Below are 23460 nucleotides of genomic sequence, written 5' to 3' on the forward strand. Positions count from 1 at the left end.
GCTGTTACGCATTTACTGCTGCAAGCCCGGCGCTTGCCTTGATTTGCGCCTCGCGCGAAGTCGGCATGACGAGCGCATCGCCGTCGATCACCACCTTGCCGTCGACTTTGCACACGGTCGACAGGACCACGCGGCGTTTGTCGTGGATCAGTTCCTTGATCGTGACTTCGGCCTGTACCGTTTCGCCAGGACGAACGGGCGCCTTGAAGCGCAGGTTTTGTCCCAGATAGATGGTGCCGGGACCTGGCAGGCGCCCGGCGATCGTCGCGGAGATGATGCTCGCCGTCAGCATGCCGTGCGCAATGCGGCCCTTGAAGGGCGTGGTTTGTGCGAACTGCTCATTGATGTGGACCGCGTTGATGTCGCCCGAAGCGCCCGCGAACAACAGGATGTCCGCTTCCGTAATGGTCTTGGCGAACGTGGCAGTCATGCCGGGTTGCAGGTCTTCGAAGTCGTATCCGTTCAGCTCGTTCATGGTTGTTCCTTGCGGCAGGCGCGCGTTTGCACGCGTGATGTGCCGCTGTCGAGCGGCTTTCCGATGTGAGAAAGCAAGGTAGCACGGCAAAAACGGCTTGCTCCCCCCCGGGCGCGGGGGGTATGCGCATCACGCTCTAACGGCGATCGCGCACCGCAATCACGCGATGCTGTGCGACGGCATAGATCGCCGCGTCGTCGTCGGACTGGTTGACGACGTAACCGCCCGTGAACGCACCGAACGCAGGCAGCACGCCGCAGCGCGCGGCAAACCGGAAGCAGGGCACGCGCACGGCATCCGCGCGGCTCGCGATCACGTAGACGGGATGCTGGTGGCCCGCCACCACGTACGCGCCGTCGATGGCCTGCGGATAGTGACATAGCGCCCACGGACCGACTATCCAGGGCTCGAATACCGTTTCGACACCGAGCGACGGCGGCAGCAATCCGGCGTTGCGATCGTGATTTCCTTCGACCATCACGACGCGAAGCGACGCGTGCCGCGCGCGCCATTCGGAGAGCGCGTCCATCGTCTCGCTGCCGAGCGATTCGCGACCGTGCAGCAGATCGCCGAGAAATACGATCGATTCAGGCCGATGCGCGGCGATCAGCGCGTCGAGCCGCGCGAGATCGTCCGTCGTCGCGCCCGCAGGCACGGGCACGCCATGCGCGCGGAACACCGCGTCCTTGCCGAAATGCGCATCTGCGATCAACAGGCATTTCAGTTGCGGATCGAACGCGGCGCGTTGCGCGGACAACAGCAACGGATGACCGCCCGCATCGACGGTGACGGTTTCGAATCTCATCGGCGCGCGGCCTTGTCGAGTTCGGCCAGCATCCGTTCGATGCGGTCCGCGAGCTTTTCCGTGCTGACCTTTTCGCGGATGCGTCCGACAATCAGCGGAAACGCGAACGGCGTCGGCTTTTTCGGGTGCGTCAACGCGAGGCGGCTCGTGCTCATCGCATCGAGCGCACGTTTCATGCGATCGAGTTCCAGTTCCTGCAGCATCACTTCCGTATCGGCCTGCGCGAGCAGCAGGTTGCCGCTGTCGTGCTTGCGAAAGACCTCGTAAAACAGGCCGCTCGACGCCTGCAACTGCCGCGCGCTTTTTTGCTGTCCCGGATGCCCCTGATAGACGAGACCGGCAACGCGCGCGATTTCCCGAAAGCGCCGCATCGCGAGTTCGGATGCGTTGAGGCTGGCCATGATGTCGCCGGCAAGACGCGTCGAGGAAAAGAGGCCTTCTTCGATCAGCGTCGACCAGTCGAAGGGCTGCGACGACAGGAGTTCGAAACCATAGTCGTTGGCGGAGATCGAGAACGTGCCGGGCCGCTCGCGTGCGGCGCGCCAGCCGAGCAGCGACGCGAGACCGATATGCGCGACGCGCCCCGCAAACGGATAGCAGAAGAAGTGATGGCCCTCGCGCGTACGCAACATCTCGGCGACCAGCACGCCTGCTTCCGGCAATGCCGACCAGCCTGCCTGCAACTCCAGCAGCGGCCGGACCGCGATCATTTCCGGTTCGACGTACTCGCCGCGCCCGGCCTCGGCGAGTATCGCAAGCGCCGCGTCCGCCAGTTCCGACGACAACGGCATCTTGCTGCCCGCCCATTGCGGCATCGCGCCTCGCGACGAACTCGCGCGACGCACATAGGCCGTCATGTCGCGCACACGCACCAGTTCGAGCGCGCGTCCGCCGAACGTGAACACGTCGCCGGGTTTGAGCCGCGAGATGAACGATTCTTCCATCGAGCCGATCCTGCCGCCCGTGAGCCACGCGACGTGCAGCGTCGCGTTAGCCACGATGGTGCCGACGTTGTTGCGGTGTCGGCGGATCAGATCGTCGCGCCGCACGCGAAACACGCTGTCTGCGTCGCGCACGACGCGGTGAAAATCCGGATACGCGCCCAACGACGGACCGCCGCGCTCGACGAACGCGAGCGCCCAGTCGAATTCCTGTTGCGTCAGGTCGCGGTACGCGAAGGTCGTGCGCACTTCGTCGAACAGTTCGGGCGCCGTGAAGCCGCCGCCGACCGCGACCGTGACGAGATGCTGGACGAGCACGTCGAACGGTTTGCGCGGCGTCTCGCGGCCTTCGATACGCCGCGCTTCCACCGCACGGCGCGCCGCTGCCGCTTCGACGAGTTCGAGCGCATGCGTCGGCACGATCGTGATGCGCGACGCGCGGCCTGGCGCGTGCCCCGAGCGTCCCGCGCGCTGCATCAGGCGCGCGACGCCTTTCGGCGAGCCGATCTGGAACACGCGCTCCACCGGCAAAAAGTCGACGCCGAGATCGAGACTCGACGTGCAGACGACGGCCTTCAGCTTGCCGTTCTTCAGGCCGTCCTCGACCCACTCGCGCACTTCCTGCGCGAGCGAGCCGTGATGGAGCGCAATCAGTCCCGCCCAGTCGGGACGCAACGCGAGCAGTGCCTGATACCAGATTTCGGCCTGCGAGCGTGTGTTGGTGAACACGAGCGACGTGCGCGCCTGATCGATGCCTTCGGCGACCGGGTCGACCTGACGCGTGCCGAGATGGCCGCCCCACGGAAAGCGTTCGATCGTCGCGGGGATGAGCGTGTCGATAATCAGCGTCTTCGGCTGCATGCCGCTTACCGACACGCGCGGCGTGCGCACGGGCGCGAGCAGCACGTCGGCGGCGAACGCGAGGTTGCCGAGCGTCGCCGACAGTCCCCATACCTGCAGATCGGCACGCCAGCGCGCGAGATGCGCGAGCGCCAGTTGCGTCTGCGTGCCGCGCTTGTTGCCGAGCAGTTCGTGCCATTCGTCGACCACGACGAGGCGCACATGCTTCAGCGCGTCGCGTGCATCGCTGCGCGTGAGCATCAGCGAGAGGCTTTCGGGCGTCGTGACGAGCGCGCTCGGCATGCGGCGGCTTTGACGGGCGCGCTCGGAGGAACTCGTGTCGCCCGTGCGCAGGCCGATCGTCCAGGGCACACCGAGTTCGCGCGCCGAGCTTTGCAAGGCGCGAGCGGTGTCGGCGGCGAGCGCGCGCATCGGCGTGATCCAGAGCACGGTCAACGGATCGGCGAGCGCGCGCGGCGCATGATCGCCGTATGCCGCCATCGCGCCGAACCAGACGGCCCATGTCTTGCCCGCGCCCGTCGTCGCGTGCAGCAGGCCGCTCGAACCCGCCGCAATGGCGCGCCAGACTTCGCGCTGGAACTCGAACGGTTGCCAATGGCGCGCATCGAACCATTGCTGCACGCGCGTGGCAAATGGAACGTCGGTCTTGTCGGGCTCGGGCGCATAGGCCGCCGATGTGAACGCTTCGGGAGGTTGCGTGGCGCGCGCCTTCGGTATCGGACGAGGACGTGGCGCGCGGCGGCGCATTGTGCCGCTGGATGTATCGTCGATGCGCGATGCATCGGACGGATCGCGATCTGTCTCCGTGCCGGCGGAAGCTCCGGCTCGCGCCGTGTTGCGCTCGGGATCGATCGGCTCGGTCATGGGGGCTACATGTGGCGAGGCGTGACAGGCGCCCGGTTGCGCGCGCTTTTTCCAGGCAATTTCGGGCAATCTGCATCGTGCAGCATGGCGCATGCCCGCATCGTCGCTGGCGCGCACGGCGTGAAGCAAGCGGAATGAAGCGACTACTGACCGGCATTATTTTCAGCGTAAAATGCGATGGCCGCCGCGATGTACCGGCGTAGTGCCCTTACGTCAGCGATGCATGTCGATCTTATTACGCTTTATCTCCTTGCGATTGGGACGCTTCTTGCCAGCTCAGCGATGACGCTCTGGGAGTGCCGCGTTCATCCCAAGCGCAGCAAGGAATTGAGAATACTGGCCACTGCCTACGCCACGCTCGCAGTCGGCTGCGCAGTGGCGTCCTGGCGTCGCGAGCTGCCCGGTGTGCTCGGCTCCGCGCTGAGCAATCTCATCATCGTTAGCGGTTATCTGCTGATCCTGCACGGCGTCGCTGTGCTGAACGGCCGCAAATATGTGCGTGCATCGGCGGCTGTGCTCGTCCTGCTTGCGCTCGCGTGGGCGATAGCGGGCGTGCGCGGCGAGGACTTGATGTGGATGTACCTGAGCGCGATTCCGATTGCAGTTGCTTGCGGTCTGACGGCGCGCGAACTGGCGCGATCCGATGGGATGAAACGGCTGCACTCGCTGCGTATCGCGATGCTGGTGTCCGGCTTCCATGCCGTCTTCTACGCATTCAGGGCATGCATGCTGCCATGGCTGACGACGCTGTTCGGTCAGGTCTTCCTGATGACCGTCAGCAAGATCACGATGTATGAAGGCGTGCTGTATTCCGTCGTTCTGCCGATGACCTTGCTGCGGCTGATTCGCGAGGAAACGCATGGGCAGCTCCTGCAGGAATCGCAGACGGACTATCTGACCGGTCTCGGCAATCGCCGATGGTTCTTCGAAGAGGGCGCACGCATGATCGGCAGCGGCGGCGCATCGAAGCCCGTTTCTCTGCTCGCCATCGACCTCGATCACTTCAAGAAGATCAACGACCGGTACGGTCACGAGACGGGCGACCGGGTCCTCAAGTCATTCGCCGATATCGCGCGCAGCGTGCTGGGGCGGGACGCCATTTTTGCCCGCATCGGTGGAGAAGAGTTTGCCGTCCTGCTGCCGGAGTACGACAGTCTCCGTGCGAAAGAAGCGGGCGAAGCCGTCGTGCAGAGTTTTGGCGAGACGGTCACGCTCGGCGGCAACGGCGCGGGCGTTCAGGCGACGGTCAGCATCGGCCTCGCGCAGTCCGCAAGTGAGGCTTCGTCGCTGTCGGATCTGCTGGCGGCCGCCGATCAGGCGCTCTATCGCGCGAAGTCGCTGGGCGGCAACCGGCTCGAACTGGCACACGCCGACGCGCGCTCTGCGGCCGCGTGATACCCAATGCGAAAGCGGCCGGTCCGGCATTCGCTATCGAATGCCGGACCGGCCGTCTTCGTTTCGGATGAGTTGGCGGATCGCGGCGGGACTCAGCCCACGAACCACAGCGCCGCCGCATAGATCACGAGCGACACCGCGAACGTGACAGCCGTGTAGCCCATCACGCGCTGGATCCGGATGCCCGCAATCGCGACGATCGGCACGGCCCAGAAGGGCTGCAGCATGTTCGACACGTTCTCAGCCATCGCCACGCCCATCGCGGTGCGCGGCACCGATGCGTGCAGGCTGAGCGCAGCAGGCAGCACGAACGGCCCCTGGACGGCCCAGTGACCGCCCGCGCTCGGCACCAGCAACGTGATGATCAGCGAACTCAGATAGCTCCAGAGCGGCAGCGAGAGGGGTGAGGCGATCGTCACGAAGGCCTTCGCGATCATCGACGCGAGTCCCGTGCCCTTCATGATCCCCATGATCCCGCCATAAACCGGGTATTGCAGAAGCATCGAACCCGTCTGACGCGCGGCGCGGCGGATCGCGTTCGCATACGCGATCGGCGTGCGCTGCAGCGCGAGGCCGATCAGCAGGAAGATCAGGATCGTCGTGTTGATGTCGAGAGCGAACTTGTTCTCGCGCCATTCCATCGCGAGATAGCCGACGCCGAGCGCGAGCAGAAGCAGCGTGCCGAGCATCGACTGTTCGAGACGCGAGGCGAACGATGCAGGCGCGTCGCTGGGGCGTGCGTGCGGATCGGCGCTCGATGCGTCGCTGGCGTCGTCGCCGGTATCGCAGAACGCGACCACGTTCTCCGACTTCGGATGCATCCTGATGAAGATCGCCGTCATCACGACCACCACCAGCACCGTGGGAATGAAGACGAACGGCGCGAAGATCGTGTCGCTGAGCGGCACGACGTGGCCCGTCGCCTTCTCGACGAGATTGAGCGCATTGCCGTGCGGGGCCTGCGACAGCGCGATCGAACTCGACAGTCCGCTATTGCAGATCGACCACGCCGAGTAACTGCCCGCGACGAGCCACGCGAAATCGACATGCACGCGGCGAGCAATTTCGCGCGACAGCAGCGCGCCGACGATCAGCCCGAGACCCCAGTTGAGCCACGCGGCAATCGCGACCACGGGGAACACCAGCAGCGCCGCGCGGGCGGGCGTTTGCGCGCTGGCCGCGAGCGCGCGCAAGCCGCGCTGGACGATAGGCGCTTCCGCGATCGCGTAACCCGTCGCGAGAATCAGGATCATCTGCAGCGCAAAAGCCAGGATGCCGAACGTGCCCGTGTACCAGGAATCGAGCAGCGTCGGCAGGTTGCCCGTCGGCGCGATCAGCAGCGCGAGCACGGCCACGAAAAAGGTCAGGCAGATGGACAGCATGAACGGGTCAGGCATGACCCGCTCGAAAACGTAGACAAGGCCTTCGACGATTCCGCGTGGAGCGGCGGGCTGGAAGGCAGTGGTAGGGGATGTGTCTCGCTTCATGGTTCTCGCTCGATGTGGCGTCCGCCCGCGTAGGGCGGCGTGAACAGAACCGGCGCGCGGCGTGTCCGTGCACGAGGGATGCACCGCCGGCAAGCTTGATGTCACCCGGCTGTCAGGCGACTGTAGGGGCAGGAATTCCGGGGTGAAGCTCAGGCTCGAGCGCGCCAGGTCCTTGTTGCGCAAAGGATTTGTGCGCGGTCCGTGTTCTGTTGCTGAAGTTCGTTATACGAACATGGTTTCGTTAAACGAACGCTTCATTATTCGTCTTATGCGCATTGGCTGTCAAGGCAGCGCGCGTTCGTGTGACGCGCGACACGCCGCGAGTGCGGCGCGTGCGATTTGGAGAAGACTAAGAGACCGTCGTGGGTGACGCCCCGAAAGAAATGAGCTTACGCGTGTGCGAGCGCGCGATCGACGCGGAACACCGACACCGCGCCCTTCAGCGCGACGGTCTGTTCTTCGAGCGCGAGGGCCGCTGCCGAAGCCTGCTCGACGAGCGCGGCATTCTGCTGCGTGACCTGATCCATTTGCGTGATCGCGCGGTTCACCTGCTCGATGCCTTCCGACTGCTCTTCCGAAGCGGCTGCGATCTCGCCCATCAGATCGCTGACGCGATTCACGGAAGTCAGAATCTCGCCCATCACCTGGCTGGCTTTACCGACCTGTTCCGCACCTGCTTCCACGCGGCAGAGCGAATCGGTGATGCGCTCCTTGATTTCCTTCGCAGCGCTCGCGCTGCGCTGCGCGAGCGAGCGCACTTCGCTCGCCACCACCGCGAAGCCGCGGCCTTCATCGCCGGCGCGCGCGGCTTCGACGGCTGCGTTCAGCGACAGAATGTTGGTCTGGAACGCGATGCCTTCGATCACGTTCGTGATGTCGGCGATCTTGCCCGACAGATCGGACAGCCCTTGCATCGTCAACACGACTTCCTGCGCGGCGCGGTTGCCCTGTTCCGTGATGGCCGCCGTGCTCATCACGAGCTGCGTCGCCTGTTTCGCGTTGTCGGCGTTCTGGCGCACGGTGCTGGTCAGCTGCTCCATCGACGACGCCGTTTCCTGCAATGCCGCTGCCTGCTCTTCGGTGCGCTGGGACAGGTCAGTGTTGCCGCTCGCCATCTGATGCACGCCCGTCGCGATGGTGTCCGTGCCGCCGTACACGGTGTGCACGATGCCCGCGAGGCTGCGCTTCATTTCCTTCATCGAGTCGAACAGCTTGCCGATTTCGTTCGTCGATTCGTGCTGGATCCGGACCGTCAGATCGCCGCGCGCGACGTGATCGAGCACGCTCATCGCTTCCTTCAGCGGACGCACGACGTTCTGGTCCAGCGTGTAGTAGACGAGCAGAATCAGCGCGCACGACAGCGCGATCAAGCCGACCGCGACGCCCGTCAGCACCGATTTCGCTTGCGCCTTCTGGTCCTTCAGCTGGTCCGTTTCATCGGACGCCACTGCGAAGAACGCGTCCGCCGACTTGCCGAAGGCGGCGCTCGTCTGCGTCATCGGACCTTCGTTCGTCGCGGCATACGCGGTGACGTCGCCCGAACCGATTGCAGTGAACAGCAGGTCGATCGCGTCGGTGTGCGCATGGAACGTTTCGCCGACGCGGTTTGCCGTTTCCTGTTGCGCCGCCGTTTCCTTGGGGATGCCGTCGAATGCTGCGAAGGCCTTCTTTGCCTGGTTGTAGTAGCTCCTTGCTGCGGCGACGGCGGAGTCCTTGTCGGCGGGTTTCGAGGACAGCGCGATGAAGGCGCGGCTCAATGCGCTGCGGGCTTTCAGGTTGTTGATGTAGACATCCTTGAGATCGACGGTTTGCGCATTGAGCGTGCTGATCCGCTCTGACAACCCGTTGTTCTTCGAGAGCGAGTAGAGCCCGAGCAAGGCGCTGACGAGGACGAGCATTCCAAACAGTGCGAGAACCGCGATAAAGCCCGTGCGCACGGGCAGATTCTTCAGTTTCATAGTTTTCGTTTGCTAAATGAGCCGCGATGTTGTCCCCGGCAACCGGGGGCGAGAGCTAAGGCCACAGGACGATGCTGCGGCTGTGTTAACGGTCACTTAATTGAGAACTTGACGGTCGCGGAGAGCGAACGAGCGTGCGCGTCACGCGATGCCGGTCGAGAAACCGGCGTGCGGAAGGGGAGGATGCGTGTGTGGCGGCCGCGCATGGAGCGGCCGTAAGCGGACTAGGCGTGCTGCGGGGCGCTCGCGTCAGCATGTCCGACCCGCGAGAGGACGAACGCGCGGCGCAACGCGAAGCCAAGGCGCTCATATAGACGGATCGCCGTCGTGTTGTGGCTGAACACGTGAAGAAAGGGTGTTTCGCCGCGCTGCCCGATCTCGTTGCGAAGAATGTCGATCAAACGGCCTGCCAGGCCTTTGCCGCGCCACGCATCGTCGACGCAGACGGCGCTTATCTCGACATATCCGTCGATGCACATCCGTTCGCCCGCCATCGCGATCAGACGTCCGTGATCGCGAACGCCGATGTAGCGGCCCATCTCGTGCGTCCGCCCGGCGAACGGCCCCGGTTTGGTTCGCTGCGCGAGATCGAGCATCTCCGCCGAATCGGCGCTATTCAGACGGATCACATCGAGATCGTCCGGCGTTGCGGCAGCCGCGCGCGTCGCAACCATTTGATGGATCGTGCCGACGTTTTCCACCCGCAGCCTTTCGGCTCCGCCGAGGGGTTCCAGCGACAGCAAGGCCGCCTGCTCGTCTGGCTGCAGAAGCCGGCGCAGCGCTTCATACGCGGCGGGCGTTTCGGCTGCCAGCGCGGCAAATGGCGCGATATCGGCATGATATCGACGCGCCAGCGCATCGCCTTGCCCGAGGTGCGCTTGCCTCGTCGTGAGCGCTGTCCAGATCGGGCGATCGAGGTCGGCGTGAGTCGAACTGGCCGCGATGACGTTCATGCTGGCTCCAGCTGGGAAGTTGATCGGGAACGGTCAATGTAGATGGAAACCGGCGTCCGGGCTATTGCCGTAAATGCCATTTTTGGCATCGTTTACGCCAGTCTCGCTCGAACAGCCATCGGCGAAGGCGTGCGCCAGTACGCGCCCGGCACGGACAATGCCGACGCGCTCTGGCGCAAGACGGAAGACATGGTCGGCGAAACCTTCTGAAGTCGGGCGCAGTTTCTTTGCGCGTGCAACCAGTTTTGCCCGACACACGAGGCTGGCGGGAACGCCGGACAGCAAGCTTCGCTATTCGCCCAGCAATGGAATGCCGGCTCTCGCAGCCGGTGTTTCGCTTTTAGGCGTCAGACGATAGCCGCGTCCAGGTATGTTCTGGATCAGCCGCCGGTCTTCGCCGAGTGCCTTGCGTAACGCACAGACCTGCACGCGTATGTTCGATTCCTCGACGACGGTGTCGGGCCAGACCTTGCGAAGAATATCCTCGATCGACACGACCTGGCCGTGAGCTGCCATCAGCACGGCGAGGATGTCGAATGCACGGCTGCCGACGGGGACGGAGGTTCCACGCACCTGGATTTCCCGGGTCGACAGATTGACGTCGAAGCTACTGACCTTCATGTTCGATTCTCACGAATGGGCAAGCACCAGGGTTGATGAAACCGCAAGTGGTCCGGTGAGTCGATAGCACATATGTATCGGTCACTATACTTTGGTATTAACGTATGGCTCTTCGTTTGTCGACGCTATGGGCAGCGACTATAGTGCTCTTGCCACTTTACCTGGCTCGTCCGATCAGATCGGCGGGTACATCGTCCTTTCATCATGCGAGTGCGACAAATGAAGATCCTGATGGTGTTGACGTCTCACGACCAACTTGGCAATACCGGTAAGAAGACAGGTTTCTGGTTAGAGGAATTCGCGGCGCCGTACTTCACGTTTCTCGATGCCGGCGTGACCATAACGGTCAGCTCACCTAAGGGTGGGCAGCCGCCGCTCGATCCGAAAAGCGACACGCCGGAAGGGAAAACGGAGTTGACGGAGCGCTTCAAGAGCGACTCCGCTGCGCAGAAGGTGCTGGCCAATACGGTCAAGCTCGATACGGTCAAAGCCGACGACTACGACGCCGTCTTCTATCCCGGCGGGCACGGTCCGATGTGGGACCTGGCAGAAGACCCGCGTTCCATTGCGCTGATCGAAAACTTCTACGACGCCGGCAAGCCGGTAGCATTTGTTTGCCATGCACCAGGCGTTTTGCGTCACGTGAAGGTGAACGGCGAGCCGCTCGTCAAAGGCAAGCGTGTGACAGGCTTCACGAATTCGGAAGAAGAAGCCGTTCAACTCACGAAGGTCGTGCCGTTTCTCGTCGAAGACGAATTGACGCGGTTAGGCGGGCGCTTCGAGAAAGTCGACGACTGGCAGGTTCTGTCGATCATCGATGGACGCCTCGTCACCGGGCAGAATCCCGCTTCGTCCACGGCGGGCGCGCGCGATCTGCTGAAGGTGCTCGAGCAGTTGCATTCGAATCGCTAAGCGGCTTCGCCCGTCACGGATGGAGATTGATATGAGCAACGGCAGTGCGAATCAGCAGTTCCGGATCGAAAAACGCAGCCCGGCATACTGGCGCGTGATCATCGATAACCCGCCCTTCAATATCTTCGGGCCGGACTCGATCCCGCAGATGAACGCCGCCGTGTCGGCCCTCGAAACCGATCCCGACGTCAAGGTGGTCGTGTTCGAAAGCGCGGTGCCGGGATTCTTCCTCACGCACTACGACTTCATTCCGCCTTTGCAGGAGACCACGCGCATGCCGCCGGGGCCGACGGGCATGCCGCCGCTGCCGGATATGCTCGCGCGGCTGGGACGCGCTCCCGTCGTGTCGATCGCGTCGATCCGCGGCCGCGCGACGGGCGTCGGCAGCGAACTGGCGCTCGCGAGCGACATGCGTTTCGCGAGCCGCGAGAAGGCGCTGCTGTCGCAATGGGAGATCGGTGCGTCGCTGGTGCCGGGCGGCGGGCCGATGAATCGCCTGTCGCGTTTGATCGGACGTGGCCGTGCGCTCGAAGTGCTGCTGAGCGGCGACGATATCGGCGGCGAACTGGCGGAGCGCTATGGCTATGTCAACCGGTCGTTCGCGGACAGCGAGCTCGACGCTTTCGTGGATGGGCTTGCATTGCGTATCGCGTCGTTCGACAAGGAATCGATCGTCGCGATCAAGCGCCACGTGAACATCGCAACCTTGCCATCCGACGACGAAGTCGCGCCCGAATGGGACGCGTTCATCGCCTCCGTCGGCCGGCCGCAGGCGCAGGAGAGAATCGCGCAACTGATGCAGCTCGGGCTGCAGAAGAATCACGATGTGGAAGCACGTCTCGCTCATTACACGGGCACGCTGGGACGCTAGCTCGCACAGCGGCGGTTGCGTCCCGTCGTTGTGGCTGCAACCGTCGCGTTCGTTGGTCGGCCCCGCTGTCGGCACTTATGGGGCGCGATTCCGTCGTTGCATGATAGCCTGTTCCCGATTCGTTACCTGAAGACGAAACGGGGAGCTTCGTCATGGACTTCACTGGATTTCATCTGGAGCTGCTCCACGACGACGGCGATCTGTCGTTGTGTCGCGCCACGCGGCCCGACACGACCGTTTCCCTGCTCGCGCTGATCGCCACACGCCCCGCGGCGCAGAGCATCGCGCGCCTCGAACGTGAATACGAACTGGCGTCGCTGCTCGATCCGCGCTGGGCCGCGCAGCCCATCGCGCTCGATCTGGGCCGCGTACCGCCGATGCTCGTGCTCGACGACGACGGTGGCGAGCCGCTCGTCCGCCAGCTCGGTCAGCCGCTCGATCTCGGGCGATGCCTGCGCATTGCAGCAAATCTGGCGCGCGCAATCGGCCACGTGCATGGACGCGGCCTCATCCACAAGGACATCAAACCGGCGAACGTGCTCGTCGACGACAACGACGACGTCCGGCTTACCGGCTTCGGCATCGCGTCGCAACTGCCGCTCGAGCATCAGTCGCCGGCGCCGCCCGAAATCATCGCGGGCACGTTTGCCTACATGGCGCCCGAGCAGACAGGCCGCATGAACCGTTCGATCGACGCGCGCAGCGATCTGTATTCGTTCGGCGTCACGCTGTACGAAATGCTCACGGGCGTGCTGCCTTTCGCGGCGGCGGACGCAATGGAATGGATTCATTGCCATATCGCGCGCAGGCCGACGCCGCCCGAAGAGCGTAACGAGCACATTCCGGCCGTCGTTGGACAGATCGTGCTCAAGCTGCTTGCGAAAACGGCCGAGAGCCGCTATCAGACGGCAGCGGGCGTCGAGGCCGATCTGCGCGCGTGCCAGTCGGCATGGGAAGCGAAGCGCGAGGTCGCACCGTTCGCACTGGGCGAGCGCGATGCGTCGGACCGGCTGCTGATTCCCGAAAAGCTGTACGGGCGCGATGCGCAGATCGACGAGATCGTGGCCGCGTTCAACCGCATCGTCGGCGGGGAGCCGAGCGAACTCGTGCTGATTTCGGGCTACGCGGGCATCGGCAAATCGTCGGTCGTGAACGAACTGCACAAGGTGCTGGTGCCGCCGCGCGGCCTGTTCGCGTCGGGCAAGTTCGATCAGTACAAACGGGACATTCCGTATGTGCCGCTGGCGCAGGCCTTTCAGTCGCTGGTGCGCGACCTGCTGAGCAGGAGCGACGCGGAGATCGAGCCTTGGCGCCGTGCGCTGCAGGACGCGCTCGCGCCGAACGGGCAGGTGATCGTCAACCTGATTCCGGAGCTTGCGCTGATCATCGGCGAGCAGCCGCCCGTGCCGGCGCTGCCGCCGCAGGAGTCGCAGAACCGTTTCCAGATCGTGTTCCGCCGTTTTCTCGGCGTGTTCGCGCGGCACGAGCATCCCCTCGCGCTCTTTATCGACGATCTGCAATGGCTCGATGCCGCGACGCTCGATCTGCTCCAGCATCTCGTCACGCATCCCGATGTGCAGCACGTCCTGCTGGTCGGCGCGTATCGCAGCAACGAAGTCGACGACGCGCATCCGCTCGCGCGCACGCTCGCCGCGATCGCGCGGACGGAAGCAACGGTTCATCAGATCGAGCTTGCGCCGCTCACGGCAGACAGCGTGGCGCAACTGGTCGCCGATGCGCTGCACTGTCCCGTCGCGATGGCCATCCCGCTCGCGCAACTGGTGCACGAGAAGACGGGCGGTAATCCGTTCTTCGCGATCCAGTTCCTGACCACGCTCGCCGACGAAGCGCTGCTGGTCTTCGATCGAGACAGGTCGCGCTGGACGTGGGATCTGCCCCTCATCTGCGCGAAGGGGTTCACCGAGAACGTCGCGGATCTGATGGCGGCCAGGCTGACGCGTCTGCCCGACGCGACGCGCGAGGCGCTCGGCCAGCTCGCGAGTCTTGGCAACGTCGCCGACTTCGCGACGCTCACGCTCGTGCACGGCGAAGCGGAAGCGTCGATCCACGCGAAGCTTTGGCTCGCCGTGAGAGCGGGTCTCGTGTTGCGTATGGAAGCAGCCTACGGCTTCGCGCACGACCGCGTGCAGGAAGCCGCCTACGCGCTGATTCCGGCGGACCGTCGCGCCGCGACACACGTGCGCATCGGCAGGGCGCTCGCGTCGCGGACATCGGCCGACGCGCTCGAAGAGTCGATCTTCGACATCGTCAATCATCTGAATCGCGGCGCGGAATTGATCGATACGGACGAAGAGCGCGAACGGACGGTCGCGTTGAACCTGATCGCGGGCCGGCGCGCGATGCGTTCGACGGCGTACGCGGCGGCGCGCAGCTATCTGGCGCAAGGTGTGGCGCTGCTGTCGCCCGATGCGTGGACGCAACGCTACGAGAGCACGTTCGATCTGTATCTTGCCTATTCCGAATGCGAATATCTGGCCGGCGACTTCACGGATGCGGACGCATTGTTCGACATGCTGCTCGAGCGGGCGCGCTCCAGTCTGGACCGCGCTAAGGTGTTCGGCTTGCGCATCTCGCTTTATCAGGTGGCAGGCCGGTTCGACGAAAGCTTCGCGGCCGCGCGGCTCGCGTTGCGCGATTTCGGTCTGTTACTGCCCGACACCGACCGCGAGGTCGAGTCCGCTGTCGCAACCGGGTTGCAGGAGATTCCATATCGTCTTGCGGGACGCGTGATCGGCGAACTGGTCGATGCACCCGTCGCGCAAGACCCGGCGATACGCGCGCTGATCGATCTGCTGGTCGAAGCGATGCCTTGCGCGTTTATCGCGCGGCCTGCGTACTATCCGCTCATCACGCTGAAGGCCGTCCTTTTGTCGCTGCAGCACGGCAATACGGACAACTCGAGTTTTGCGTACGGCAATTACGCGCTGATGCTGGTGTCGAGCGTCGGCGACATTCCTTCCGCCGTGCAGTTCTCCGAGATGTCGCTGCGCCTGAACGAGAAGTTCGACAACCGTCGCTTCTACGGAAAGCTGCTGCATCTGCACGGCAATCACATCAACTTCTGGCGCAGGCATATCGTGACCGATCTGCCGATACTGGAGCGCGCGAGCGCCGCGTGTCTCGAAGCGGGTGACCTCGTGTTCGCCGGATATCTCGCCTTCACGACGGTCTGGCAGGCGATCGAGAAAGGCGCGCCGCTCGACGACGTGCAGGGCGTATCGGAGAAGCACGCCGCGTTTGCGCGGCAGAGTCATAACGATGCCGTCTTCGAAACGATCCGCCTCGAACAGCAGTTCATCGCCAGTCTGCGCGGCATGACCACGGAGCCGCTCAAGCTCGGCGATGCCCTGTTCGACGATGCGGCCTGTTTCAACGCCATCAAGACGGCGAACTTCGGTTGCGGCATCGTCTTTCATCACATCATGCAGATGATGCTCGCGTACTTCGATGGCCGGTACGCCGACGCATCGAAGGCAGCGAGCGATGCCGCGCCGATGCTCGGCGCCGCGATGGCGCTGCCGATCGAGCCGACCTATCACTTCTTCCACGCATTGACGCTGGCGGCGCGTTATCCCGCCGCCGGAATCGAAGAGCAGCAGGCATGTCACGCGCTGCTCGCGCAAACGCTCGCCAGATTCGAATCGTGGAGCACGCACTGCCCGGAAAACTTCCATCACCGCCATGCGTTGCTCGCCGCGGAAATCGCGCGCATCGAAGGGCGCGACTCCGACGCGATGCATTTCTACGAGGAAGCGATACGCGCAGCGCGCGAACACGGCTTCATCCAGTATCAGGGGCTGGCGCACGAACTCGCCGCGCAGTTTCATGCCGCGCGCGGACTTGAAACCATCGCCGATACTTATCTGTTCAACGCGCGTTCCTGCTACGAACGTTGGGGAGCGACAGGCAAGGTCCGGCAACTGGCACGAACGTACGCTCAATTGCGGCACGATCCGGCGAGCCTCGACGGCACCATCGCCACGTCGAACGAGCAACTGGATCTCGCGACCGTCGTCCAGGTGTCGCGCGCGATCTTCAGCGGCATCGACCTGAACGAACTGATTCATACGCTGATGGTGCTCGCGCTCGAACATGCGGGTGCGAACCGTGGCTTGCTGATTTTCAGGCGCGGCAATGACCTGCGAGTGGAAGCGGAGGCGTCGACGGTGCGGGACGGCGTGGATGTTCGCTTGCCGAAGGTCCGCGCGACGGGCAGCGAGCTTCCCGAATCGGTGCTGCGCTACGTGATCCGCACGGGCGACAGCCTGCTGCTCGACGACGCATCGGCGCGCAGCCCCTTTTCGTCGGACGAGTACATTCGACGTCACGACTGCCGGTCGATCTTGTGCCTGCCGCTTGTCAAGCAGACCCGGCTGATCGGCGTGCTTTACCTTGAGAACAATCTGACCACCGACGCGTTCACGCCCGCCCGCACAGCCGTGCTGCGGCTGCTTGCATCGCAGGCGGCGCTGTCGCTCGAAACGGCGCGGCTCTACGCCGACCTGCAGGACGCGGAAGCGTTGCTGGCCGACGCGCAGCGCCTGAGCCATACGGGCAGCTTCGACTGGCATGTGTCGAGCGGCGAACTGATCTGGTCGAAAGAGAGTTTCCGCATCTTCGGCTATGACGCCGATATGACGCCGACGGTCGACATGATGTTCGGTCGCGTGCATCCCGACGACGTAACCTTCGTGCGGCTCGCATTCGACCGCGCCACGCACGACCGCCAGCCGTTCGATATCGAACACCGGTTGTGGATGCCTGATGGATCGATTCGGTATCTGCAGGTACTGGCGCATGTCGTGGTCGATGAAGAGCGCCGGATGCGGGTGCTCGGCGCGCTAAAAGACATCACCGTGCGCAAGCAGGCGCACGCCGCGCTCGAACGCAGCGAACACCGCTATCGCAGCCTGTTCTTCGACATGCCCGTGGGTCTCTGGCAGATCGAGGCGCAGCCGTTGATGACCTTGCTCGCGGAGTTGCGCGCGCAAGGCGTCGACGATCTGTCCGCCTATATCGACGATCATCCGGGCTGGCTAAACCGGGCGATGGAGATGCTCGTGGTCGAGGAGATCAATCACCACGCGGCGCAGATGTTCGGCGCGCCGGACCGCAGCGCGCTGCTCGGCCCGCTGCCGTGGGTCTGGCGGGAAAGCCCGGGCACGTTTCGGCGCGCGCTGGAAAGCCGCTATAGTGGCGAAGCGATTTTTCAGGAAACCACCCGGCTGCCTACGCTGGATGGGCGGATTATCGACGTTCTCTTTACGATCGCGCGCCCGAGTTCGACGGAGGATCTGGGCATCGCACTGATCAGCCTCGTCGACCTGACGGAACGCGTGCGTGCGCAGGACATGCTGCATCGGCTCCAGGCCGACTTCGCCCACGCGGCGCGCATTTCGATGCTGGGCGAGCTGACGGCGTCCGTCGCGCACGAACTGAATCAGCCGCTTTCGGCAATTGCGATGAACAGCGCGATCAGCAACCGCTGGCTCGATCGTGCCGTGCCCGACGTCGCCGAAGCGCGGCTGATCAACCAGCGCGTGGCCGCCGATGCACGGCGCGCTGTCGATATCGTCGATCGCATCCGGAGCATGGCGCTTCGCCGGGATCCGAAGCGCGCCGTCGCGCAACTCAACGAACTGATCGACGAGGCGCTCATTTTTCTTCAGCACGAAGTGCGCTCGCGCGGCGTGATCGTGTTGCGCCAGCGCGCTACCGTCGCGCCGATGGTGCTCGCCGATCGCGTCCAGCTTCAGCAGGTGATCGTCAATCTGGTCGTCAACGCAATGCAGGCGATGGAGCAGTCGGGCCGCTCCGAACGCAAGATCACGATCCGCACGCAGACGCCGGACGGCGCGACGGTCTGTTGCGCGATGGAAGACAGCGGTCCCGGTATCGCGCCCCAGGAACTCAACCGGCTGTTCCAGAGCTTCTATACGACCAAGGACAACGGCATGGGGATGGGCTTGCCGATCTGCCGCTCGATCATCGAGGCGCATGGCGGACGTATCGGCGCCGATAACGGCTCGGTGCACGGCGGCGCGCGTTTCTTTTTCACGCTGCCATCCGCCGATGCCGATGACTAGAACAGCAAACAGAACAGCAAACAGAACAGCAAGCGCGGATCGTGCCTGCATCGAACATACGACGGTATGAGGCTGTCATGCGATGGTGGGTGAAATCGCAAGCAATAGTAGGCTGGTGCGTTAGCCGCGCGCCCGATAGGCTATTCCCGTGAAGTCAGGGAAGTCATCTCATCGGACATCGGCGTGACGTCGTTGCGCGCGATGGCGATTCATCGGGGTGCACATCATGGACGTGGCGGATCTGAAAGTATTCGACGCAGTCGCTCGCCTCGGAAGCATGAGCCGCGCAGCGCTCGAATTGCATACGGTGCAGTCGAACGTCACCGGGCGAATCCGCTCGCTCGAGGGCGAGGTGGGCGTCGCGCTGTTCGAGCGGCACGTGCGCGGCGTGAAGATGACGCCCGCCGGACAGCGAATGCTGCCGTATGCGGCGCGCGCTGCCCGTCTCGTCGCCGACGCGCGGCTTGCCGCGCTCGACGACGGTCCGCCGAACGGCACCCTTGCGATCGGCGCGTTATGGACGACAGGTTCGTTGCAGTTGAGCCGCGTGCTCAGTCATTTCGCGAGTCTCTATCCGCAGGTCGGATTGTCGTTGACGACGGATACGAGCAGCGGACTGACGGCGGCCGTCGCGGACTGCCGTCTGGACGGCGCGTTCGTTGCCGGCCCGTTGAGCGATGCCGGCCTCGATGTGCAGACCGTGTTCAGCGAGGAACTCGTGCTCGTCTCACCGACGACCATGCGCTCGCTGAAGGAACTCGGATCGATTGACAACCTCAAGGCGATTGTCTTCAGTCCGGGTTGCTCGTATCGCGAGCGCCTCGATCTGCTGCTCGCCGAGATGGGCATTCTGTCCGTGACGGCTCTGGCGTTCGGATCGATCGACGCGATACTCTCGTGCGTCGCGGCGGGCATCGGCGTTACCTTGCTGCCGCGAGGCATCGTGTCGAACGCGGCACACAGACATGCCGTCACGGTGCATCCGCTCGCGTCGGACGCGGCGCGCATGGAGACGCTGTTCATACGGCGGCACGATGCTTATCTGTCGAATGCGATGCGCGCCTTTCTGGATGTGGCGCGTTCCGAGGTACTCGTTTCGGACAGCGGAGGCGCATGCTTGCCGGCGTGATTTTTTCCGAGCTTTATTCATTTCCCGTCGTGCGATAAGCCGGACCCAATCGGCAGGTTTATGTGCGTCTTGTTCGTGGCTAAAAACCAATCAATGAAATATCGGTTTCTCGATACCTCCTGCCTTGCGCAATCGGCGTTAGTCGCTCGATAGCATCAGATAGTTTCTTGCCCGAAGCATTCCTCATTTCAGCACGCCTCGCAGCATCCGGCACGCGACTTTGCTTTGCGCTCGCCGCCGTTTGGTACAACAATGTATGTGTTGCTGAATCTGCATCAGACACTCCCCGGTTTGCACCAGCATCTTTCACTCGTTCACAAGGAGGCGGAATGGTCTCAGGACCGAGTTCGACGTCGACGACAAGAAGTGAAGAAGGTATGCCTCCCGGCAAGCTCCCCGACGGACGTTCCGTCGTGTATGTCATCGACGACGACGAATCGATCCGGTTTGTACTGAACGGCCTGGTGCGTTCGGTAGGTCTTCACGTGGAGACGTTCGAGTCACCCAAAGATTTTCTCGCTTTCCCAAAGTATGATGCGCCGAGTTGCCTGATTCTCGACGTCAGGCTGCGAGGCGAGAGCGGGCTCGCGTTTCAGCAGGAAGCCCAGCAATGCGGCGTGCGCATGCCGATCCTCTTCATCACGGCGCATGGCGACATCGAAATGACCGTCAAGGCGATGAAGGCGGGCGCGCTGGATTTCTTCGCGAAGCCTTTCCGCGATCAGGACATGCTCGATGCCATCGCTCATGCGCTGAAGCGCGATGCCGAGCGTCGCGAATCGGAGCATGCGCTGACGACGCTGCGCGAAGCCTATGAAACGCTGACGCAACGCGAGCGCGAAGTGATGAAGTTCGTGGTGGCCGGCATGCTGAACAAGCAGATTGCCTACGAACTGCATCTGAGTGAAATCACCGTGAAGATCCATCGCGGACAGGTGATGAAAAAGATGGGTTCGCGTTCGCTTCCCGATCTCGTAAGAAAGGCGGAAGCGCTCGGCATCGACCAGAAACAGCCGGGTTCGAACTAACGGGCGGCGTCAGGCACACTGCGCCGCTGCGTCTTTCCATCTGTTCAAAAGACAGTTTCATCTCTTTCGTCAAATCTCAGCGTATATATGCCGTAAGCGGTGCAATAAGTTTGCACTCCGTTGGAGTTGCGCCCGATCGACACATGCAGAGGTTGTACAGTCGACCATCGGCATGTTTCGGCTGATCTCTTTATGCACTGGAAGCGCGGCGCGCGCCGCGCTTAACGTTCAGCGGTCTTTCACTGATTCCGTTCTTCTGGAGGGCGACATGAAATTGATGACGTTGCACGCGTCTGTTGCGCTGCTTTGCGGCTTGTCCGTCTCGTTCGTTCCGGCGCATGCGCAACAGGCGCCGCAGCCCGGATACCACTACACGTTGCCGCTCAATCTTGCCGTCGAGGCCGCGGAAGAAGCGATTCGCGTGTGCGAAGAGAAGCGCTACTGGGTGACGGCGACTGTCGTCGATATGGACGGCGTGCCGCAGGTCGTCATGCGCGGCGATCACGCGACCGTCCACACGGGCGAATCCAGCTTCAGAAAGGCCTTTACCGTTGTAACGCTCGGGCCTGAGTTCGGCTTCGACCGTTCGAGCGGATTCTTCGAACTGGTCAAGACCAGTCCGTACGCGCCGCAACTCGCGACGGTTCACAACGTGATGGCGCTGCCTGGCGCGGTCGCTTTCAAGGCCGGCAACGAGATGGTGGGCGCGCTGGGTATCGGCGGCGCGCCGGGCGGCGACAAGGATGAAGTCTGTGCGGCGGCCGGTGTCGCGAAGGTGGCGAACCGGCTGCCGCACTAGTCGAAGATTCAGGCAGCCGCGAGGCCTCCGTCGACAAGATAAATGGCGGCGGAGAACGTGATGATCGACAGTACGGTGCTGACGAGAATCGACGTTGCGGCTTCGCTCTGATATGCGCCTGCCTCGTTGGCGAACATGGCCGGAATGGTCGCCGACGGCAGCGCGCAAAGCAGGATCATCTGCTGTGCGTAAAGCCCATGAACGCCGAGCAATACCGTCGCCGCGAACATCAGCAGCGGATGAACCAGCAGCTTGAGTCCGAGGTTCGCCCACACTTCGTTCGACAGCTTCAGCTTGACGGACGACATGATCAGGCCGAGGCAGAGCAGCGACACGCCGGGCGTCGCCTTGCCGAGCAGATTGAAGGCTTCGGCGAGCACGGGCGGCAGCTTGATCTGCAGCAGCGAACACAGGATGCCGAGCGCGGGCGCCCACATCAACGGCCGCCGCACAGCGCTTTTGATGCTCGACAGGAACGCCTGCGTGCCGCTTCCTTCTCCGCTTGCAACCGTGAGCAGCATGGTCGTCAGCGGAATCATGATGAGGCTCGCGATCAGATTGAGGATCAGCACCGAATAGATGCTGCCCGGACCAAACATCGCCTGCAGGATGGGGATGCCCATGAAGGCCGCGTCAGGGTAGCCGTTGACAAAGCCTTTGAGCGTCGCTGCCCTGAGCTCGCGATAGCGCCACCAGCCGATCAGCAGCGCGAACGTATACATCCCCATGATGCCGATGAAGGTCGCGACGATCAGCCTGAAATCAAACAACTGCGAGCGCGGCGTGCTCGCCATGCCGACCAGCAGCAGCGCCGGAAAGATCCAGCCGAGCACCAGGCGGCTGATGAGCAGACTGTCCGAATGATTCAGACGTCCGCGCTTGCCGGCAATGAAGCCGAGCACGATCACGAACGCCACGGGTAAAAGAGGTCCAACGATCCTGTCTAACATGTTCTCCTGACTCCAGGTTTTGTTATGCGTATGCAACGGCAAACAGCGGGGCACCCTCGCAACGCGAGGTTGCGTGGGATACGAACGCCGACCGGATGCCGAAGCGGTGTTTGCTTAAAGCTCGATGCGATAGTCGCGAATCACATCGGGGTTGGGTTCGATGCCGAGGCCGGGGCCTTGCGGCACGTCGATGCGTCCATGGCGCGGAATGATCGCGTCGCCGTAGAGCTGCGCTTCGAGGTCGAAGTAACGCCATTCGACGAGCGCCTTCGGGCCGCCCAACGCCGCGCTGGCGTGCACGCTCGCGAGCAGTCCGGGGCCGTCGTAGAACGTGTGGACCATGACCGTGACGTTGTGCGCGTTCGCCAGCGCGAAGACCTTTTGCAGTTCCGTGATGCCGCCCATCTTCGCTGGGCTGGGCTGAATGAAATCGACGGAACCGGCTTCGAGCAGATGCTGAAAGTCCATCAGCGTCGATGCGTTTTCGCCCGCCGCGACGGGAATGCCGCCTTGCCGGCGCACGGCCGCGAGACCCGCGTAGTTTTCGGGCGGCCACACGGGCTCTTCGATCCAGCGCAGATTGAACGGCCGCAGCTTTTCGGTCATGTCGAGCGCTTCGCGGACCGTCCACGGGCAATTGACGTCAAGCGTGATCTCGATGTCGGGGCCTGCCGCCTCGCGTGCGGCGCGTACGGTTTCCACGGTGATTTCATGCAGCTTGAGATGGCGGTAGCCGCTTTCCACCGCGCGCCGCACGTTGGTCGCGACCAGTTCGGGATCGGCGTAGCGGATCAGGCTCGCGTAACACGCCAGCGACGTGGCCTCCGCGCCGCCGAGCAGCTGGTGAACGGACTGGTTGGCACGCTTGCCTGCGATGTCCCACAGCGCGATGTCGATGGCCGACAGTCCGTAGATGAACGCGCCGCTTCGGCCGAACACATGGAACTTCTTCTGCAGGTCGAGCATCGACTTCTCGCGCAGCGCGATATCGCGGCCGATCAGCTCGGGCGCGAGAATCTTGTCGATCACCCGCTTCACGGACGGAATCGCCGTGAAGCCGAAGGTTTCGCCCCAGCCGACCGTGCCGTCGTCCGTCGTGACCTTGACGACGAGCGAGTCGACCACCTGCAGGTCTTTGGGGCCCCACACGCCTCCCGCCGACGGTCCGCCCGTCGTGAAGGGAATGCGCAGTGGGATGGTTTCTATGCTGGCAATGTTCATCTGGATCTACCTCAAATCGGATTGCGATGTGCACGGACGAAAGGCCGCCGTATGCTCCCGATGGTAGGAGACATCCTGTTGTC

The 23460-nt window shown here is 63.4% G+C and carries 17 protein-coding genes; 8 read left to right on the forward strand and 9 right to left on the reverse strand.

Going from position 1 to position 23460, the window contains the following annotated elements; translation table 11 throughout:
* Positions 1-4 precede the first annotated feature (4 nt).
* From FRZ40_RS42310 to FRZ40_RS42320, 3 genes are all read right to left on the reverse strand, one after another.
* Positions 5-475, reverse strand: a complete 471-nt coding sequence (locus FRZ40_RS42310) for a MaoC family dehydratase (protein WP_147238253.1) — start codon at positions 473-475, stop codon at positions 5-7.
* 136 nt (positions 476-611) lie between these two features.
* On the reverse strand, positions 612-1280 hold the full coding sequence (gene pdeM / locus FRZ40_RS42315; RefSeq protein WP_147238254.1) for a ligase-associated DNA damage response endonuclease PdeM: 669 nt from the start codon (positions 1278-1280) through the stop codon (positions 612-614).
* Positions 1277-3946 carry a ligase-associated DNA damage response DEXH box helicase gene (locus tag FRZ40_RS42320; RefSeq protein WP_240057500.1) on the reverse strand — a complete coding sequence of 890 codons (2670 nt, stop codon included), beginning with the start codon at positions 3944-3946 and terminating at the stop codon, positions 1277-1279. Before FRZ40_RS42320 ends, pdeM begins: the two co-directional genes overlap by 4 nt.
* 219 nt (positions 3947-4165) lie before the next feature.
* Between FRZ40_RS42320 and FRZ40_RS42325 the strand changes: the two genes are divergently transcribed.
* The gene (locus FRZ40_RS42325) at positions 4166-5341 is read left to right on the forward strand and encodes a GGDEF domain-containing protein (RefSeq protein WP_147238255.1); all 1176 of its coding nucleotides are present in this window, start codon (positions 4166-4168) and stop codon (positions 5339-5341) included.
* Between the two features lie 92 nt (positions 5342-5433).
* Here the strand turns inward: FRZ40_RS42325 and FRZ40_RS42330 are convergent, their stop codons facing one another.
* The 3 genes from FRZ40_RS42330 to FRZ40_RS42340 form a co-directional block, all read right to left on the reverse strand.
* Positions 5434-6828, reverse strand: coding sequence for a TIGR00366 family protein (locus tag FRZ40_RS42330; RefSeq protein WP_147238256.1), 1395 nt, complete (start codon positions 6826-6828; stop codon positions 5434-5436).
* A 389-nt stretch (positions 6829-7217) separates the two neighbouring features.
* A complete protein-coding gene (locus FRZ40_RS42335; protein ID WP_147238257.1) occupies positions 7218-8786 on the reverse strand; it encodes a methyl-accepting chemotaxis protein in 1569 nt (522 codons plus the stop codon).
* Positions 8787-9010: 224 nt separating this feature from the next.
* Complete coding sequence (locus FRZ40_RS42340; RefSeq protein ID WP_147238258.1) at positions 9011-9739, reverse strand: GNAT family N-acetyltransferase; 729 nt, start codon at positions 9737-9739, stop codon at positions 9011-9013.
* 42 nt (positions 9740-9781) lie between these two features.
* Between FRZ40_RS42340 and FRZ40_RS44270 the strand changes: the two genes are divergently transcribed.
* Positions 9782-9949, forward strand: coding sequence for a hypothetical protein (locus tag FRZ40_RS44270; protein WP_155995445.1), 168 nt, complete (start codon positions 9782-9784; stop codon positions 9947-9949).
* An 81-nt stretch (positions 9950-10030) separates the two neighbouring features.
* Here FRZ40_RS44270 and FRZ40_RS42345 read toward each other — a convergent pair whose 3' ends face one another.
* Positions 10031-10360: a winged helix-turn-helix domain-containing protein gene (locus FRZ40_RS42345; protein ID WP_147238259.1), complete on the reverse strand. Its 330-nt coding sequence runs from the start codon at positions 10358-10360 to the stop codon at positions 10031-10033.
* 219 nt (positions 10361-10579) lie between these two features.
* Here FRZ40_RS42345 and FRZ40_RS42350 point away from each other — a divergent pair, with 219 nt between their 5' ends.
* The 6 genes from FRZ40_RS42350 (at position 10580) to FRZ40_RS42375 (ending at position 21206) form a co-directional block, all read left to right on the forward strand.
* Positions 10580-11272: a type 1 glutamine amidotransferase domain-containing protein gene (locus FRZ40_RS42350; protein ID WP_147238260.1), complete on the forward strand. Its 693-nt coding sequence runs from the start codon at positions 10580-10582 to the stop codon at positions 11270-11272.
* A gap of 31 nt (positions 11273-11303) precedes the next feature.
* On the forward strand, positions 11304-12143 hold the full coding sequence (locus FRZ40_RS42355; protein ID WP_147238261.1) for an enoyl-CoA hydratase/isomerase family protein: 840 nt from the start codon (positions 11304-11306) through the stop codon (positions 12141-12143).
* 152 nt (positions 12144-12295) lie between these two features.
* Positions 12296-18250 (forward strand): AAA family ATPase, encoded by a 5955-nt coding sequence (locus tag FRZ40_RS42360; RefSeq protein ID WP_147238262.1) that lies wholly within the window; start codon positions 12296-12298, stop codon positions 18248-18250.
* A 226-nt stretch (positions 18251-18476) separates the two neighbouring features.
* Positions 18477-19379: a LysR family transcriptional regulator gene (locus FRZ40_RS42365; RefSeq protein ID WP_028365300.1), complete on the forward strand. Its 903-nt coding sequence runs from the start codon at positions 18477-18479 to the stop codon at positions 19377-19379.
* A 329-nt stretch (positions 19380-19708) separates the two neighbouring features.
* Positions 19709-20407 carry a response regulator transcription factor gene (locus FRZ40_RS42370; RefSeq protein WP_028365301.1) on the forward strand — a complete coding sequence of 233 codons (699 nt, stop codon included), beginning with the start codon at positions 19709-19711 and terminating at the stop codon, positions 20405-20407.
* Between the two features lie 268 nt (positions 20408-20675).
* Positions 20676-21206 carry a GlcG/HbpS family heme-binding protein gene (locus FRZ40_RS42375; protein ID WP_240057501.1) on the forward strand — a complete coding sequence of 177 codons (531 nt, stop codon included), beginning with the start codon at positions 20676-20678 and terminating at the stop codon, positions 21204-21206.
* 8 nt (positions 21207-21214) lie between these two features.
* On the opposite strand, the gene FRZ40_RS42380 is transcribed toward FRZ40_RS42375, so the two are convergent.
* Together FRZ40_RS42380 and FRZ40_RS42385 are read right to left on the reverse strand one after the other, a co-directional pair.
* Positions 21215-22156 (reverse strand): AEC family transporter, encoded by a 942-nt coding sequence (locus FRZ40_RS42380; protein WP_028365303.1) that lies wholly within the window; start codon positions 22154-22156, stop codon positions 21215-21217.
* A 114-nt stretch (positions 22157-22270) separates the two neighbouring features.
* Entirely contained in the window at positions 22271-23377 is a 1107-nt protein-coding gene (locus FRZ40_RS42385) for a mandelate racemase/muconate lactonizing enzyme family protein (protein WP_028365304.1), read from the reverse strand.
* Positions 23378-23460 lie beyond the last annotated feature (83 nt).

It is taken from the genome of Paraburkholderia azotifigens, assembly GCF_007995085.1.
Taxonomy (GTDB): Bacteria; Pseudomonadota; Gammaproteobacteria; order Burkholderiales; family Burkholderiaceae; genus Paraburkholderia; species Paraburkholderia azotifigens.

What these genes read in the sequence shown, in the direction of transcription:
- FRZ40_RS42320 (WP_240057500.1), bottom strand. Translation starts at nt 3,946, where the DNA reads ATGACCGAGCCGATCGATCCCGAGCGCAACACGGCGCGAGCCGGAGCT.
- FRZ40_RS42375 (WP_240057501.1), top strand. Translation starts at nt 20,676, where the DNA reads ATGAAATTGATGACGTTGCACGCGTCTGTTGCGCTGCTTTGCGGCTTG.
- FRZ40_RS42385 (WP_028365304.1), bottom strand. Translation starts at nt 23,377, where the DNA reads ATGAACATTGCCAGCATAGAAACCATCCCACTGCGCATTCCCTTCACG.
- FRZ40_RS42330 (WP_147238256.1), bottom strand. Translation starts at nt 6,828, where the DNA reads ATGAAGCGAGACACATCCCCTACCACTGCCTTCCAGCCCGCCGCTCCA.
- FRZ40_RS42325 (WP_147238255.1), top strand. Translation starts at nt 4,166, where the DNA reads ATGCATGTCGATCTTATTACGCTTTATCTCCTTGCGATTGGGACGCTT.
- FRZ40_RS42365 (WP_028365300.1), top strand. Translation starts at nt 18,477, where the DNA reads ATGGACGTGGCGGATCTGAAAGTATTCGACGCAGTCGCTCGCCTCGGA.
- FRZ40_RS42380 (WP_028365303.1), bottom strand. Translation starts at nt 22,156, where the DNA reads ATGTTAGACAGGATCGTTGGACCTCTTTTACCCGTGGCGTTCGTGATC.
- FRZ40_RS42335 (WP_147238257.1), bottom strand. Translation starts at nt 8,786, where the DNA reads ATGAAACTGAAGAATCTGCCCGTGCGCACGGGCTTTATCGCGGTTCTC.
- FRZ40_RS42345 (WP_147238259.1), bottom strand. Translation starts at nt 10,360, where the DNA reads ATGAAGGTCAGTAGCTTCGACGTCAATCTGTCGACCCGGGAAATCCAG.
- FRZ40_RS42360 (WP_147238262.1), top strand. Translation starts at nt 12,296, where the DNA reads ATGGACTTCACTGGATTTCATCTGGAGCTGCTCCACGACGACGGCGAT.
- FRZ40_RS42370 (WP_028365301.1), top strand. Translation starts at nt 19,709, where the DNA reads ATGGTCTCAGGACCGAGTTCGACGTCGACGACAAGAAGTGAAGAAGGT.
- pdeM (WP_147238254.1), bottom strand. Translation starts at nt 1,280, where the DNA reads ATGAGATTCGAAACCGTCACCGTCGATGCGGGCGGTCATCCGTTGCTG.
- FRZ40_RS44270 (WP_155995445.1), top strand. Translation starts at nt 9,782, where the DNA reads ATGGAAACCGGCGTCCGGGCTATTGCCGTAAATGCCATTTTTGGCATC.
- FRZ40_RS42350 (WP_147238260.1), top strand. Translation starts at nt 10,580, where the DNA reads ATGAAGATCCTGATGGTGTTGACGTCTCACGACCAACTTGGCAATACC.
- FRZ40_RS42355 (WP_147238261.1), top strand. Translation starts at nt 11,304, where the DNA reads ATGAGCAACGGCAGTGCGAATCAGCAGTTCCGGATCGAAAAACGCAGC.
- FRZ40_RS42340 (WP_147238258.1), bottom strand. Translation starts at nt 9,739, where the DNA reads ATGAACGTCATCGCGGCCAGTTCGACTCACGCCGACCTCGATCGCCCG.
- FRZ40_RS42310 (WP_147238253.1), bottom strand. Translation starts at nt 475, where the DNA reads ATGAACGAGCTGAACGGATACGACTTCGAAGACCTGCAACCCGGCATG.